This is a genomic window from Polynucleobacter sp. IMCC 29146, from assembly GCF_021395195.1.
Classification (GTDB): domain Bacteria; phylum Pseudomonadota; class Gammaproteobacteria; order Burkholderiales; family Burkholderiaceae; genus Polynucleobacter.
Genome location: NZ_JAJVCR010000014.1, coordinates 1 through 16,331, shown reverse-complemented (window position 1 = coordinate 16,331; position 16,331 = coordinate 1). Strand labels below are relative to the sequence as shown.

Annotated in this window: 13 protein-coding genes; 9 read left to right on the top strand and 4 right to left on the bottom strand. The window is 41.4% G+C overall.

Annotation, left to right across the window (positions count from 1 at the left end; all coding sequences use genetic code 11):
* Positions 1-102 precede the first annotated feature (102 nt).
* Complete coding sequence (locus tag LZT22_RS11785) at positions 103-1,680, top strand: rhodanese-like domain-containing protein (protein ID WP_233925470.1); 1,578 nt, start codon at positions 103-105, stop codon at positions 1,678-1,680.
* A gap of 817 nt (positions 1,681-2,497) precedes the next feature.
* Here the strand turns inward: LZT22_RS11785 and LZT22_RS11780 are convergent.
* The 4 genes from LZT22_RS11780 to LZT22_RS11765 form a co-directional block, all read right to left on the bottom strand.
* Entirely contained in the window at positions 2,498-3,196 is a 699-nt protein-coding gene (locus LZT22_RS11780) for a cyclase family protein (RefSeq protein WP_233925469.1), read from the bottom strand.
* Positions 3,197-3,332: 136 nt separating this feature from the next.
* Positions 3,333-4,304, bottom strand: a complete 972-nt coding sequence (locus tag LZT22_RS11775) for a tripartite tricarboxylate transporter substrate binding protein (RefSeq protein ID WP_233925468.1) — start codon at positions 4,302-4,304, stop codon at positions 3,333-3,335.
* Positions 4,305-4,306: 2 nt separating this feature from the next.
* On the bottom strand, positions 4,307-5,773 hold the full coding sequence (locus LZT22_RS11770; RefSeq protein WP_233925492.1) for an amidase: 1,467 nt from the start codon (positions 5,771-5,773) through the stop codon (positions 4,307-4,309).
* Positions 5,774-5,775: 2 nt separating this feature from the next.
* On the bottom strand, positions 5,776-6,648 hold the full coding sequence (locus tag LZT22_RS11765; RefSeq protein WP_233925467.1) for an SMP-30/gluconolactonase/LRE family protein: 873 nt from the start codon (positions 6,646-6,648) through the stop codon (positions 5,776-5,778).
* 491 nt (positions 6,649-7,139) lie between these two features.
* Here LZT22_RS11765 and LZT22_RS11760 point away from each other — a divergent pair, with 491 nt between their 5' ends.
* The 8 genes from LZT22_RS11760 to LZT22_RS11725 all read left to right on the top strand — a co-directional run bounded on the left by LZT22_RS11760 (position 7,140) and on the right by LZT22_RS11725 (position 16,015).
* Entirely contained in the window at positions 7,140-8,405 is a 1,266-nt protein-coding gene (locus LZT22_RS11760; RefSeq protein ID WP_233925466.1) for an ABC transporter substrate-binding protein, read from the top strand.
* A gap of 5 nt (positions 8,406-8,410) precedes the next feature.
* Positions 8,411-9,169: an SDR family NAD(P)-dependent oxidoreductase gene (locus LZT22_RS11755; protein WP_233925465.1), complete on the top strand. Its 759-nt coding sequence runs from the start codon at positions 8,411-8,413 to the stop codon at positions 9,167-9,169.
* 475 nt (positions 9,170-9,644) lie between these two features.
* Positions 9,645-11,102: a class I adenylate-forming enzyme family protein gene (locus LZT22_RS11750; protein WP_233925463.1), complete on the top strand. Its 1,458-nt coding sequence runs from the start codon at positions 9,645-9,647 to the stop codon at positions 11,100-11,102.
* 15 nt (positions 11,103-11,117) lie between these two features.
* Positions 11,118-11,948 carry an enoyl-CoA hydratase/isomerase family protein gene (locus tag LZT22_RS11745; protein WP_233925461.1) on the top strand — a complete coding sequence of 277 codons (831 nt, stop codon included), beginning with the start codon at positions 11,118-11,120 and terminating at the stop codon, positions 11,946-11,948.
* Positions 11,941-13,143: an MFS transporter gene (locus LZT22_RS11740; RefSeq protein ID WP_233925458.1), complete on the top strand. Its 1,203-nt coding sequence runs from the start codon at positions 11,941-11,943 to the stop codon at positions 13,141-13,143. The genes LZT22_RS11745 and LZT22_RS11740 overlap by 8 nt, the downstream gene beginning before the upstream one ends.
* 2 nt (positions 13,144-13,145) lie before the next feature.
* A complete protein-coding gene (locus tag LZT22_RS11735; protein ID WP_233925457.1) occupies positions 13,146-13,766 on the top strand; it encodes a TetR/AcrR family transcriptional regulator in 621 nt (206 codons plus the stop codon).
* A gap of 16 nt (positions 13,767-13,782) precedes the next feature.
* Positions 13,783-14,778: an MDR family oxidoreductase gene (locus LZT22_RS11730; RefSeq protein ID WP_233925455.1), complete on the top strand. Its 996-nt coding sequence runs from the start codon at positions 13,783-13,785 to the stop codon at positions 14,776-14,778.
* A 19-nt stretch (positions 14,779-14,797) separates the two neighbouring features.
* Entirely contained in the window at positions 14,798-16,015 is a 1,218-nt protein-coding gene (locus LZT22_RS11725) for an ABC transporter substrate-binding protein (protein WP_233925453.1), read from the top strand.
* The last annotated feature ends 316 nt before the right edge of the window (positions 16,016-16,331 follow it).

Sequence of the window (16,331 nt, the reverse complement as noted above, 5' to 3'; positions counted from 1 at the left end):
GGTATTTTGTGGCTGATACTTTATTAAAACCACTTTTAGTAATTTTACATGCATCATGTTAATCAATTAAATAAAATGCAGTAAAGCTTTCGAGAGTTGAGAATGATAAGCGAAATATCTGCATTTGAATTGCATCAACTGCTTTTAAAAGAGGCAAATGTTGTCATTTTAGACCCAAGGGAAGAGGGGCTATTTTCCTTATCCCCGCATATTTTTCAGTCCATTAATTTACCGCTTTCCCGGATTGAATGGCGACTAAATCATGTTTTACCCAAGAAAAATATAAGCATAGTAGTTGCCTCAGACGATGAGCGCTTGAACGATAGGACAATAAATAAATTGCAGGAAATGGGGTACTTACAACTAAAAAAATTAAAAGGTGGTTTAGATGAGTGGGCAAATCAGGGTTATTTACTGTACACAGGATTTAATACACCTAGCAAGGCATTTGGAGAATTTATTGAGCATGAATTTAATACGCCATCAATTTCACCCGAAGAATTAAATGAGTGGATGCGCCAAGGTAAGGACATTTTACTCGTTGATAGTAGAACACCGGAAGAGCACAAGCGCGGCACTATTCCAAGTTCTCTTAGCATTCCTGGGGCTGAGTTAGCCTTACGATTGCCTGAAATGATAAGTAATCCCAACACCACAATAATTGTAAATTGTGCCGGACGGACTCGCAGCATTATTGGGGCCCAGTCTTTACGAAATATTAATATAAAAAATAAAGTGGTGGCGCTTCGCAATGGCACTATGGGCTGGAAATTGGCCGGCTTTGAAGTTGAAAAAAATTCACAAAAATTTACCCCAGGCTTAAATCTTGTTAGTGGAAATTTAAATTTAAATAAAGAAATACTAGAAAAATATAATATAAAGACAGCCGATTGGGAGCGTTATAAAAATTGGATCTCTAAGGATGACCCTACTACGACTTATTTGTTCGATGTTCGAATGCGAAATGAACACAACGAGAAACATCCAAAAGGCGCAATCTATTCTCCTGGGGGCCAGCTAATTCAGGCTACAGATACCTTCATAGCCTCAAAATCAGCGCGCATTCTTCTATATGATGACTATCTAATTCGGTCGGCAATAACCGGATCTTGGCTTCGACAAATGGGCTATAAAGAGATTTTTCAACTAGATCCAGCTGACAAGAATATCGAATTTACAATGGGCGCAGAATTAATTTCGATTCATGATCCCAGTGCGGAAAAAATATCTAAGATTTCCGTTGAAAATCTTTTTTCTTCTAGAAAATTTTATACCGTAATCGATCTAAGTTACGGAAAAAATTATGTTGAGCGCCATATTGATGGCGCTTATTGGTGCGTCAGATCACGACTATGCGATATTTTGGAAAAAGTAGACCCTACTAAGCCAATAGTATTGACATCAGATGAGCCGCTATTGGAAAATTTTGCTAGCCAAGATATAAAAAATATATTTCCTGATCAGATATTTTTACTTGACGGAGGAAATTCAGCCTGGTTTTTAGCTGGATATCCAACTGGTAAAGGTGACAATAATATTTTGACGGAAATAAATGATTCATTTGTTAAGCCATTTGAGGCAAAAGATCAAGTTGAGTCCATGAAACAGTATTTGAGTTGGGAAATTGGTTTAACTGAAAAAGTTCGAAATGACGAAACAATCAAATTTTATAAATTCTAAATTCCATAGGATTATTTAAGGCTACCGTTTCTTGCGACCACCTTAAATTAGTCACACAAATACTCACACACCGATAAACAGGCGCTGTAACCTCTTGAAATCCTAATGATTTTCTTTGGATGTCTGCTCTCATAAGAAAGAAGCCCTAGGGGTCTTGTAACAAAGACCTCAATGATTTCAAGAGCTTAGTGGTGAAATAGGTGGTCAAAATTGCTTACACACCGCTTACACACCAGGGCAAAAACCGAGGTGTGTAGTAAATAGGCTTTTTGTGTGGTTTTAACTAGTTAAGAATTGTAAAAAACACTGTGTATTAAGGTGTGTAGTAAATAAGATTAATGTACGAGTTTTAGGGCCCATAGCTCAGTTGGTTAGAGCAGAGGACTTAACTGCACTAAACCTACAGCATCAAAAGTGCCAGGGTTTATTGCTAGTGGGTTGCATATGAGTAAGTTTGCTCTGCTCATATGTAGAACTACTCAAATTCGGGGAAGCCTCTGTGTAACAGCGTGGTAATCCCGAGCCAAGCTAGGCAGTAATGCTTAGAAGGTGTAGAGACTGTACGGGTAGGTCGTAAAGACAAGAGACAGTCCAGACTACAAACTGGAAACGGGCAGTGAAAACTGTAGTGGTAAGCATAATCCTTTGGTCCCAGGTTCAAGTCCTGGTGGGCCCACCAAGAATCACAATACCAACTCTAGGGTTGGTATTTTTTTTTGGGCGTTACTTTAAGTAACGCTTGTGGGGAATTAATTTCTGAATTTGTCACCATTTTTTCTATGATTGGCTATTCTTGTTGCATTGGCTGGGGGCGTTCCTACGAAAGAAAGGCAAGCGCTCTTACCGGCGATCCGCTGGCACCCTTGAGATTTAAGGGAACCCCTTGGAACTCAAAGACACCCTTCCCGATAAGCTCCTCCAAGTTGCAAAGCCACTCGTAGTGAGTAATCTTCCGGTCGCGGCACGTACGATGACTGGGAAAGGTTGGATCATTTGGTCGGTCGGTTGAAGGACCTTCAACGCCATGAAGCTTGGATCCTCTATCGGCTAGCCAGTGCGTAGCTTCTGCTGTGACACCGGCATTTCGATGGGAGACTTCAGGCATAGGGAAGTACTTCTTGTGTAAGCCAGTACAAAGTAGCACGATGTGGCCATCCACTTTGACCCCTGCTTTTTTTTCAGCCTCTTCCATATCTTTTACAGATATATCACCAAGGTCAGGGATGTGGCGCAAGTCAAAGACCACCGCCTTACCCATAAACATCGTTACATCCATTTCGTCGATCGGCAGACCTTGAGGGTGCATGTGGAAGAAGGCATCTACGTGAGTGCCAATGTGATCATTCATCGCAAAATAGCAACTTGCGAAAGTCATCGGGTCGTCTGGTGTGCCTAGATTACGTGCTTTTGACGCTTCGTGCGTTCCATGCGGCAGGAGAAAAGGAGGGCGCATGTTTTTGTGTGCAGGCATCCCATCGTAGATCTTGACAGAAAGGTCAATAATAGTTCGGGCCATTTTCTTTTTCTTTCAAATAATTGTAAAAGTAGCGGCACCCCATAAATTGAAGCCCAGGGGAAGTTTAAGTAAATTCTATTCTATTTAATAACTATCAAAAAAACGAAGGATGGATTTTAGCGGTCATCAACGAAAATCACTCAACGGTAATGTTGGCATCCTTTACAAGTTTCGTCCAGCGCTGGGAGTCTTCCTTTAGGATTGCAGCAAACTGCTCGGGAGTATTGGCCACTGGTTGAAGACCTTGCGCGAGGAGGCGCTCTTTTATTTCGGGGACCTTCGTGATACGTACCAGTTCACTATTAATTTTTTTAATTACGTCCGGAGGGGTTCCGGCAGGTACTAAGATTCCATACCAAGTAGAGGTGTCAAAACCACGTATCGACTCCCCGATGGCTGGAATCTCTGGTGCAACTGGAGAGCGCTTGGCCGTGGTTATACCGAGTGCCTTCAACTTCCCTGAGCGAATATGTGGAAGCATGGTCCCGATCGGTTCGAAGATCAGGTCGACCCGTCCGCTATTTAAGTCTGCAAATGCTGGCGCTGTGCCCTTGTAGGGGACATGAACAATGTCGATCCCAGCGAGAACCTTCAGGTATTCACCCATCAGATGAGACCCAGTACCGACTCCTGCCGAAGCGTAATTAATAGTTCCTGGCTTCAATTTTGCCAGTGCGATTAACTCCTTCATATTATTGGCTGGCAGTGATGGCGTCGCAGCTAGGATACTTGGAACATCAGCGAGTAGACTCACCGGGGAGAAATCTTTTTCTGCGTTATAGGGGAGCTTACGGTAAACAGCGGCACTGCTTGAATGGCCTACATTGGTAAGATAAATTGTGTAGCCGTCTGCCGGTGATTTCGCTACAAACTCAGCACCAATCGTGGTTCCAGCACCGGGGCGGTTTTCAACTACTACTGGCTGCTGCCATGCCTTGGAAAGTTCCTGGGAGTAAATGCGAGCCATGTTATCAGCGACGCCGCCAGGCGGAAAAGGAAGAACTAGCTTCACGGACTTGTTAGGATATTCCTGTGCGAACGTCACTCCAGCAATCCCAATAGCTGCGGCAGCAGTCAGCCAACTCATCAGTCTTTTTATCTTCAACATTATTATCTCCTTAATGATGTGTTTGTGATTTCAGTCGATGTCACAGTGTCGCGGAAGCGGTCGATCCAAGGGGAAGACTCTTCGAACAGTTTAGCAAGTCTGAAAACAGCTAGGTCAGCTCCAAATGGACCAACGATTTGCATACCGATAGGTAGGCCATAAGAAGATGGCGCGACTGGTAAGCTGATAGCAGGTAGTGCTGCAGCATTCACAAACGTGGCGAAGATCGCAGCCGCTCTAGGTCCTACCTCGCGTCCATTGATTTGGCTTGGGCACGGTTCGCCTAGTGCCCATGGCAACGATGCTGAAGTGGGCATCAGCAGAAAGTCCGCCGATTCAAAGTACATAGCCAGACGAGAACGAAGTTGTTGAACTGAATCGAGCGTATTTATATACTCTTCAGTAGACACGGTCATACCTCGCTCGGCAAGCGTTTTGGTTCCAGGGTGTACCAGCGAACGCCAATTGGAGTGAGGCGCGACTATGCGAGCAAGCCCAGCTGTGCTTAGTGTGGACCAGATGCGTTCCACCTCTGATAGATCATAGGGTGTTTGGACTTCTTCGACAAAATGCCCCAGCGATGCGAAGATCTGGGCTGCTGCTTGAACACTTTCTCGAATATCTCGATCTACAGGTGCCTCGCCGATACCAAAGAGGCAGTGAATACGCGAGGGCGATAGTGCTGTGTTGGGCAAGTGTTCGGGTAAGGGAGTATCACTAAAACAAAGGGAAGCCTGATCACGCCGGTCTGATCCTGTCATTGCGCGGAACAGTAAATAGGCATCATCCACCGTTCGTGCTGCTGGTGCAATAACCTGGAAGTCATGCGCAATAGCAGGAAACCCGAATACCTTAGGAATTCTTCCAGTGGAGGGTCGAAAGCCAACAACTCCTGCGTAGGAGGATGGACGTCGGATCGAACCGCCTGCGTCTGTACCTACCGCAAGTGGTCCTAAGCCCGCCGCTAAGGCCGATACTGCTCCCCCGCTTGAGCCGCCGGGTGTAAGTTGTAAGTTCCACGGATTTCGAGTTGCGCCAAATAGTAGATTATCGGTGTACGCCGCCAACGCAAATTCTGGGGTGTTGGTCTTTGCAAACAGATTCGTTCCAGTAGCGCGTAGCCGAGCGATGCAGACATCGTCACTAGAGGGCCTGAAATCTGCATAGATTTTGCTCCCCCACGTTGCGCGAAATCCCGCCACAAATATGTTGTCCTTGACTGTGACTGGAATACCATCAAGTGGCCCAAGCCTATGGCTGCGTGCTGTCCTTGCATCACTATCTCGTGCTTGGCTATAGGCTATTTCTGGATCGATTGCGACAATTGCGTTTATCTGCGGGTTAAGACGCTCGTGAATTCCAAGAAAATCGTCCACTAGTTCCACGGCTGAGACCTCACGCCGTACAAGAAGATCCGAAAGTTCAGTGGCGGATCGTTGCCCGAGCGCGCCAGATTCAGCGTTCGCCATCGTCAACTAGCGAATCGGGGCTCTGCATACCCCTTGGCTCCTAGGTCATAAATCGCAAAAAGGCCGCCCGCCTGAGGCTGTGCTGCCGCTTCGGCAGGATCAAGGAATCGGGTTCCGGAGGTGACGTACATGACGTCGTAATTATCGCCACCAAAAGTACACATTGTTGGATGGCGTACCGGCATTTTGATACGCCGTACTAATTGCCCTTTGGGATCGAAACACGCAATATGCCAATCATGAATAAGGGCACACCAATAGTTGCCATTAGTATCGACAGTCGCACCATCAACGCGTCCAGGCTGTCCCTTCGTGGAGATGAACACGCGGCGGTTACTAATAGTCCCAGCCTCGATGTTGAGATCGTAAGCCCAGACCGTATCCTGCCGCGAGTCACAGAAGTACATGGTTTTGTCGTCGGGGCTAAATGCAAGCCCATTCGATGCAATGATGCCACTCTCCATTTTGTGACAACTTCCATTGGGGTCAAGCCGGTACAAGCCGCCGTTGGGCGTAGCTAGGTCGCGATTGATGGTGCCACACCAGTAACGTCCGCGTCGATCAGGCTTGCCATCATTCAGGCAATTATCAGTGTCTGGCTCAGGATTAACAATGTAGTCGAAGGTAAATTTCTCGAGATTGAAGTAGGCGAAGCCCGACTTCATGCCGGCCACGATACCCCCGTTCTTGCGAAATACTAAGGAACCGACCTGCTCAGGCATCGGCCAAGTATCTACCTGTTTAGTTGCAGGAGTATAACGATGCAATGAGGGGGTGATGTTGTCTAGCCAGTACAAAGATTTGTCATCTTCATTCCAAATAGGACCTTCACCAAGAATGTCCTTGGTTTCCGCGAGACAAACTATCTCTGGCATATTTCCTCTTTCTTTTCAAATGAATTAAGACAAGCTGACTGAGTAGGCACCTTTAAAGGATAGGCATTTCAAACACTTTAAGGCTAATTTAACTTCTTTAAATTACTATCAATTTAGCACTAAAACTAAAGAGAGTTTTTCTATACTAAATCGTTGCAGAAAAATGGTTTTATTTTGGATTAATTGGTGACTGAATTGGGATTCGAACTATTTGATCGTTACTTTAAGTAATCCTTATAGAGTTAAACAATCAACGTTTCCTAGGGGTCAGGTTCAAGTCCTCTTGGGTCCACTAGAAAAGCACGATACCAACTCTAGGGTTGGTATTTTTTTGCACATAACTAAATTTGGCAGTTAAGGCCTAGGGGTAAACCATAAGTATTTAATAACAAGAACAACAGATAGTATTTACAAATGCCGATGCAATTTCATTGCTAAATTAAATACGGCATTTTTAGTATCCCTAATTGATTTACATTGGAGAGGTAAATATGAAAATTTTTCACTTTTTAATTTTAATTGCTGCATATCTTATATCTGCAGTGTCTTCAGTTAACGCACAAGAAGCCAAATTCAATGAATATGGGTGGCCAGCAAATCAAGATAAAAAAGTCTCAGCAAGTTCAGTAAAGTGGCTTCAAGATAAAGGTTGGTGGCCACTACAAATTGCTTATCAAGCCCCTTGGTCTGGGCAAAATACACCAAATATAATCATGGACAAAAAAGGCCTTTTGGTTAAAAGAGGTATCGAGGCTAAATTTCAATCATTTGGTTCTGGCCCAGCTATTAATGAAGTGATTATTTCAGGCCGTTTTCAATTTGGCAATGGGGGAAACTTTCCATTTACATCATTAATTGATAAAAATATTCCCGTTAAAACAATTGCGGTAATTAATACTAATGTTTTACATGCCACAGTTGTTCCAATGGATTCAAAAATCAAATCAATGAAAGATTTTAAGGGTTCAAATCCGCCCGCTACTATTGGTCTTGTTACTGGATCTGGGGCAGAATTTTATATTCAAGCTTCAGCCAAAACTAATGGTCTTGAGATTGGCAAAGATATTATTCTGAAAAATATGCCCATTAGTGAACAGATGGGCATGCCAAAGGGGTTAGATGCAGCAATTCCATGGGATCCTGCTGCAACAATCATGACTCAAGAGCGAAAAAATTCTCGATATATTGATGATATTTATCCCTACAATATCTATGAAGGTACCTTTTATGTTCGACAGGAAATAATTGATAATGCTCCGGATGTTGTTCAGGCATTTACGGATGCAATAGCAGAAGCAACTTTATGGATAAGAAAAAATCCTGATGCTGCTGCTGATGCATTACAGGAAGATCCAAATTTAAAGAATTATTCCAAAGAAATTTTAAAGCAACAAATATTGGCTTATAACAATTTATATAAACCCACTTATATATACCCAATCCCTCTTTTTTGGGGTCAAGCAAATGAGCCTATTTATAATTGGCTCTATGAAAATAAAAGGATTCAAAATAAGCTTACTGCAGCAGACTTTGCTAAGGCAGTTGATACACGGTTTATGGACAATACCTTTGCTAAATTAGGCTGGGCCATACCCAAAAGACCTCCATTCTTGCCTGCTAGCTGGAATGCGCCATTAGATAAAACTCCTTACCCCCCATATATGACTCCTATAAGCACAACACAGGCTCAAGCTTTTCCTGAAAAAGGGGACTTAGTGCGGGACTGGGAATTTGATGGAAAGAAATATAAAAAATAAATTCTTTGAAAAATATTTTTGACATTTCTGGTAAGCATATTCTCATTGCTGGTGGAGCCCGAGGAATAGGATTTTCTTTGGCAACAATGCTTGCTGAGCATGGTGCCCGAATTTTTATCGCAGATGTTCTTGTTGATTTGGGTTCGAGCGCTGTCAAAGAGATTCCTGGTAAGAATCATTTGTATTTTCATTTGGATGTGACAAATGAAAATAGTGTTAAAAATTTAATTGATGATATTGAGCACCTCCATGGAGGTATCGATATCGCTTTAAATTGTGCCGGGATTGCCGTTTTTTCCCCCGCTTTTGAAATGTCTTATGCGGATTTTTCTAAAACGCTTGAAATTAATCTTAATGGAGCTTTTCTCCTCTCAAAATATTTAGCTTTATATATGACTAAAAATAATGTAGCGGGGAAAATTATTCATTTGGCGTCTGTTTCTAGTTATGTTGCAAATCCAAATTATGCTGCCTACTCTAGCAGTAAAGCAGGCTTATCTCAATTAGTAAAAGTTTTAGCTAGAGAATGGGCGGATAAAAATATTACAGTTAATGCGATTGGCCCAGCTATAACTCCCACCTTATTAACCAAGGAAATTTTTAAGGATAAAAATTGGGAGGCTAAAAGTTTGTCGCAGATTCCTATGGGGCGGTTTGGTACTCCAGAGGATTTATTAGGAGCAGTTCTGCTACTAGCGTCACCTGCAGGGAGTTATATTACTGGGCAAACCTTATTTGTCGATGGAGGAAGAACTTTAGTATAAGAAAGCAAAAATGCGACCGCATTAATTTAATAGCTGTATTTGGAGGGTAGCGGACCTAAAGCATTTGTCCGTTGCGAGCCAAGTGTGCAAAGAGCCAATCAGCTTGAACGCCAAGATCTATATGGGTTTGATGGGTAAAACAGCGGATTATAGGAAATTGTTCCACGCTGCAATACTGAAACGGCCCGCAAAGCCTTATTCTATATGGTGGGTCGGGCGGGATTCGAACCCACGACCAACGGATTAAAAGAATATTGTTCCACCTAAAATCTCAATAAATTCAATAGTTTAAAAGCGTCAAAATAGGGTGTGCAATGAAGTGTGTAATGGATTTTTGGCCAAATTGGGATTCGAACTTTAAGAAAAATACGGTTTATTTAAGTTAGGGAACATACTAGTTGACCGTTCGTCTAGTTAAGATTAGATTTAGTCCTTCCGTTGGTATTTCAATTGGTAAAAGAAGGTCACCTATATCTTGTCAGTAAACCTTGGTAGCGTTTTATCTACGGCATGCCTCAAATACGGCAAACGAATAGCTTTAAGCGCTGATAAAGAAACTTTTAGTTACTCAAAGCTAAATGCGGCAGCGGAAGAATATGCAGCGCGATTAATTGAACTGGGAATCAGACCAAATGAACCAGTTCTCGTCACGGTCTCTAATCAGATGATGGATGTAGCAGCTATTTTAAGTGTATGGCTCGCGGGTGGAGTCATTATTCCAGTGCATAGAAGCTCTCCCGATGAAGTATTAAAAAAATTACAAATTAAAACCAAGGCCCGCTTTCAAATTAATAAAAGTATTTTAATTTTAGTAAAAGAGACTCCGCCAGAAAGAGAAATTCTCATAAATGCGGCCTTCGTCATATTTACTTCAGGATCAACGGGCGAGCCCAAGGGTGCAGTTATTTCTCACCAAGCCTTCTATAAAAAAATTCATGAAATAAATCGGCTATTAAATTTTAAGACTGATGAGCGCACCTTACTTGTATTAAACATCAACTTTAGCTTTGGATTATGGGTTTGCCTCCTGACTCTTTTTACAGGTGGAAGTCTAGTGATGCTGGAAAAATTTGATCCAATAATATTTTTAAATTCTTTATTAGAAGAAAAAATAACTCGAGTTGGGATGGTGCCAACAATGATGCGAAGTATATTTTCTCGGCTTGATGTGCTAAATAAAATAAAAGTTATTAATCAAAATAAAGTTTTAAAGCAAATATTAATGGGCGGCGAGTCACTTGGGAAATCTTTGGCCATCTCCATTAGAGAAAATTTTTCTAATACTGATTTAATTGATATTTATGGATCTACTGAAACTGCTACCTGCGACTTTTTTCTTTTTCCAAACGATTTTATTCGGTTCCCGGGTTGTATTGGTCGCCCATCTGGAGAGGTCCAGTTTCAAATAGTGAATCAAAAAAATGAGTTAGTTAAATTTGGTGAGATAGGCGAGTTACAAATATCTAGCCCATTTTTAATGAACGGCTACTTAGATGAACAGGATCTTACGGAAAAAGCATTTTTTGATAAGTGGTTCAAAACTGGTGATCTAGCACGAGAAGTTGATAGATCACTAGTGGAATTAATGGGGCGAAGTAAAGAAATTATTAGCCGCGGAGGAAATAAGATTACGCCTGGCGAGATTGAACAAATAATTTGCGCTCATCCAATGGTTGCAGCAGCAATGGCAGTGGGCGTTACAGATTCAATATTAGGCGAGCGTATTCATGCTTTATTAGTTCTTAAGGTGGGTGCAATACCAGAAGATTTGCACATGAATAATTTTTTGCAGCAAAAATTAGAAAAATATAAACATCCTGATGCTATGTATATTTTGTCCGAATTACCATTGGGAAGAACGGGTAAAGCAGATCGGGGTGAGTTTAAGAATAAGATTTTGTCTGGGGCAATAGAGCCTATAGCAGTTTCTTGACCAATAAATTACAAAATGAAAAAATTTAATTCAATCTTGTATGACGCTAATGAACATATTGCGGAAATTACTTTAAACCGCCCAGATAGGCTGAATGCCTTAGATAAGGCCACGTTAATAGAGATTAATGATGCTATGGATTTGGCTGAAGCCGATAGTAAAGTCCGAGTAATTATTTTATGCGGAGCAGGGCGAGCATTTTCATCAGGTTTTGATCTTAAGGCTCAGATGGATGCTAAACCAGCAGGAGAAAAAGTTTGGCGAGAAATACTAGATTTAGATTTCAATACAACAATGCGGTTTTGGAATAGCCCAAAACCAACCGTAGCGGCCATCCATGGAGCATGTATGGCAGGCGCTTTTGAATTTGCCTTGTCTTGTGATATAGCTATTGCGTCTGAGAATGCTATTTTTGGAGAGCCAGAACTTAAATTTGGTGCTGGCATAGTAACTCTTCTATTGCCTTGGGTAATTGGTCCCAAAAAAGCAAAAGATATTATTTTTACTGGTCAAGACAGAATAGATGCCCCGAGCGCCCTACAAATGGGAATTATTAGTAGGGTAGTTAAAGACGGTAGGCATCTTGAGGTCGCTAAACAAATTGCTAGATCAATTGCTTTGGTTGATCCTAATGTAGTGATGGGCACTAAAAAAGCAATTAATAGTACATATGAAATTCAGGGAATTGAGAAGGCACTTAAGGTCGCTTTAGATATTGATCATCAAATTGAATCAGTAGGATCGCCAGATAAAAAAGCTTTTATGGATATCGCCAGAGAAAGAGGGATGCGGGAGGCAATAGCCTGGAGAGATGCGCGGTTTGCAGGTACGACTACTAATGAGTAAACCAATTTTAGTAATTATTATTGCAGAGCTCTTTGGCACCTCCCTGTGGTTTAGTGCAAATAGCGCTTCTGATAATTTAACTAAATTATGGATGTTAAGTACAGGCGATATTGGTTTATTAACAAATGCTGTGCAACTAGGTTTTATTGTTGGCACCTTATTTTTTTCTTTGAGTGGATGGGCCGATAAATTCCCCGCTAGTAAAATTTTTGCTTTCTGTAGTATTTTTGGCGCAATATTAAATGGCTGTTTTGCATTGCTCAGTGAAGGTCTAATTTCAGCAATTATGTTTCGATTTTTTGTAGGCGTTTCTCTGGCAGGCATTTATCCACTGGGAATGAAATTAATTGTTAGTTGGGATCCCAATACGGCAGGTAAAAACTTAGGATTATTGGTAGGGATGCTAACGCTGGGCACAGCATTGCCTCATGGTATTAGAGCTGTAGGCGCTGACTTGTCATGGCAGGCCGTGATATTAAGCTCATCGGTTTTGGCTCTTATTGCAGCGATTGCTATCGGAATATTGGGCGATGGCCCTTATTTAAAGAATACCCCCAATAAACAGCGCATTCCCTTTTCAAATGTTATTCAGGCATTTCGTGTACCTGAATTTAGATCATCTGCTTTTGGTTATTTTGGCCATATGTGGGAGCTCTATTCATTTTGGACAATTACTCCTTTATTGTTGCTTACAGTGCTTTCCGCTGATGGTGCTAGCGACTATGAAAATGTATCGCATTTAGCATTTATTGTGATAGGCATTGGATCGCTTGGTTGCATTTTTGGCGGATGGCTGAGCCAATCGATTGGTAGTGGGCGCGTTGCTTGGATTGCCTTATTTACCTCGGGCGTAATTTGTTTGATTTATCCCTTTCTCAATGCAATTTCTCCCAATTGGAAAATTTTTATTTTATTGGTTTGGGGATTTGCAGTTGTAGCGGATTCTCCTCAATTTTCAGCTATTTCTGCTAAGGCATGCCCGCAGGAGTTAGTGGGCACAGCCCTAACAATTCAAAATAGTATTGGATTTTTGATCACCATCATTTCTATATTTATAGTCACTTTTACCTTTCCGTATTTAGGTGACAGGGTGGCATGGCTTTTATTGCCCGGACCCATATTTGGTTTATTTTTTATGAGGGGATTGGTTAAGGAAAAACAGAACCTTCAATTTTCTCAAGTCAAAGGAAATTAGCTGTGAATAAAATTATGCAAATTAAGCAGGCAGCGGCAAAGCCAAATGATAAAAAATTATTATTAATTAATATTGGTACAGCAATATTTACTCAAAAAGGTTTTAGTATTACGAGTCTTGATGAGATTGTTGAAATTGCTGAGATACCAAAGGGTTCTTTTTATTACTACTTTAAAAGTAAAGATGAATTTGCAATTGAAGTAATTAAAAATTATGGAATTTATTTTTCAAAGAAATTACAGCGCATCTTAAGTAACGATAAAAAATCTCCATTAGAGCGTCTTAAGGAATTTACCAAGGAGGCCGAGGGTGGTGTAAAGCGCTATGAATTTAAGCGTGGCTGCCTGATCGGCAATCTTGGGCAGGAGATGGCAACCCTAGAGGAGCGTTTTCGAATTGAGCTTTTAAATGTCATTGCAGACTGGCGTGATCAAGTTCGACAATGTATCGATTTAGCTAAGGACCGACAAGAAATAAAAACAACAGTTGATGCTTCTGAATTGGCTAATTTTTTCTGGTGCGCCTGGGAGGGAGCAGTTTTATGCTCCAAATTAGAGTTATCAACCCAGCCTTTAAATATTGTGAGCAGATTATTTATTACCGAATTACTTCAACCAGTTTAAATTTATAAGGAAAAATATGTTTCGTGCAATTTATTTGACTAAGTCAGAAGACGGAAAAACAGAGGCTAATTTAAAAAACTTAGAGGTCTCTGATTTGCCAAATTTTGATCAGTCGAGCGTAACAGTCGCCATTAAATACTCAACTATTAACTATAAAGATGGCTTAGCGATTACCGGTAAGTCCCCGGTTGTAAGAAAGTTCCCGATAGTTCCTGGGATTGATTTTTGTGGCGCCGTAAGTGCTAGCGATGATCCAAATTGGAAAATTGGTGATGAGGTTATATTGAATGGCTGGGGTGTAGGTGAGTCCCACTGGGGCGGTCTCTCGCAAATGGCACGAGTATCGGGGGATTGGTTAATTAGAAAGCCAGCATCCCTCACCGCTAAAGACTGTATGTCTATTGGTACGGCTGGATATACGGCAATGCTTTGTATCATGGCCCTTGAAAAAAATGGCGTAAACCCTCAATCAGGCGAAATTTTAGTCACTGGTGCTAGTGGCGGAGTAGGATCTTTCGCTATTTCTTTGTTATCTAATTTGGGATATCAAGTAATTGCCTCCACAGGAAAAGAGGGTGAGCATGATTATCTTAAGCGCCTAGGTGCAAAGGACGTTATTCCGCGCACTTCTTTATCTGAACCTGGCAAACCTTTGCAAAAGGAACGGTGGGCTGGTGTGATTGATTCTGTTGGCTCATTCACATTAGCTAATGCATGCGCTAGTTCTATCTATGGCGGCGTAGTAGCCTCCTGTGGCTTAGCCCAAGGCATGGATTTACCTTTATCGGTGGCCCCCTTCATTTTGAGATCTGTCAGTCTAATTGGAGTGGACAGTGTTATGGCCAAACGCTCGATTAGAGATGCCGCATGGAAGCGCTTAGCTAGTGATACGCCACGGGCAGCTTTAAATTCCATTGCTCAATTAGTAAATTTAGAAAGCGCTATTGATGCAGGCAAAAAGATTTTAACTGGCGAAGTACGTGGGCGAATTGTAGTAGATGTGAATGTTTAATAATAATTTAACAAGGGAGATGAAGATGAAAAAATCAAAAATATTGGTAACAACAGCAATTGCAGCTGCAGTAATGAGTATGTCAACCGTTAGTAAAGCCCAAATTTCTGGCGATACGGTAAAGATTGGATTCATAACAGATATTTCCGGGCTATACGGTGATATTGACGGGCAGGGCGGTATCGAAGCTATCAAAATGGCTATAGCTGATTTTGGAGGCAGTGTTAATGGAAAGAAAATTGAATTATTAACAGCTGATCATCAAAATAAACCAGATATTGCTGCTAGTAAGGCGCGCGAGTGGGTTGACCAGCAGGGGGTAGATTTATTAATTGCTGGAACTAACTCAGCAGTAGCTTTAGCAATGAATAAAATTGCCTTAGAGAAAAAGAAGCCAATTATCGTCGTTTCCGCAGGTACATCACGTGTTACTAATGAAGACTGCACCCCCTATACCGTGCATTATTCCTATGACACAATCGCCCTATCAAAGGTAGCTGGTTCAGCTATTGTTAAGCAAGGCGGCGATACTTGGTTTTTCCTAGCTGCAGATTATGCTTTTGGTGCCGCATTGCAAAATGATGCCTCAACCGTCATTAAAGCATCGGGCGGTAAAGTGCTTGGGGATGTTAAAGCTCCACTTAATACTCAAGATTTTTCTTCTTACTTATTGCAGGCACAGAATTCAAAAGCAAAAATTCTTGGCCTAGCTAATTCTGGCGGCGACACTATTAATTCAATTAAATCCGCCAATGAATTCGGGATTACCAAAACAATGCAATTGGCTGGTTTGCTCATGTTCATTACCGATATTCATGCTTTGGGACTTAATTTAACGCAAAATATGTATCTAGCTGATGCTTGGTATTGGGATTCAAATCCAGATTCTAGGGCTTGGGCTAAGCGATATTTTGAAATTATGAAAAAGGAGCCATCCTCCACTCAGGCCGCAGACTATTCAGCAACTACAACTTATCTTAAAGCCGTTAAAGCAATTGGTACAGATAATCCTGAAAAGGTGATGACCCAATTAAAAACAGCCAAAATTAATGATATGTTTGCAAAGGGTGGTTATATTCGTCCAGATGGCCGCATGGTACACGATATGTTTTTAATGCAAGTCAAGAAACCCTCTGAATCCAAATATCCTTGGGATTATTACAAGTTAGTAGCTACAGTTCCTGGTGATCAGGCCTTTGCAACTAAAGCCGAATCAAAATGTTCGCTGTGGAAATAATTAAATATTAATAAATTTTAGGACCTATTTGGACGTTTAACAAAAAAATACCAACCCTAGGGTTGGTATTTTTTTGAGTGTTACTTATAGCAGCGTTTGAGTAAAAAAGTGAGGTTTTGCTACAAACTATTCCATTTTTATTAAAACTAAATAATTTTTTTATTCAGATTTAATATTTGCTTTTTCTGCGAGGGTGTCCCATATTTTGTGTAAACGGGGTTCGTTTACTACAGAGGGATTCTCTCCTCATACTTAATACTAAACTGATTTAATGCACCCTTCCAATCTCTGATGGGCATACTCCACTTTTGGCTGA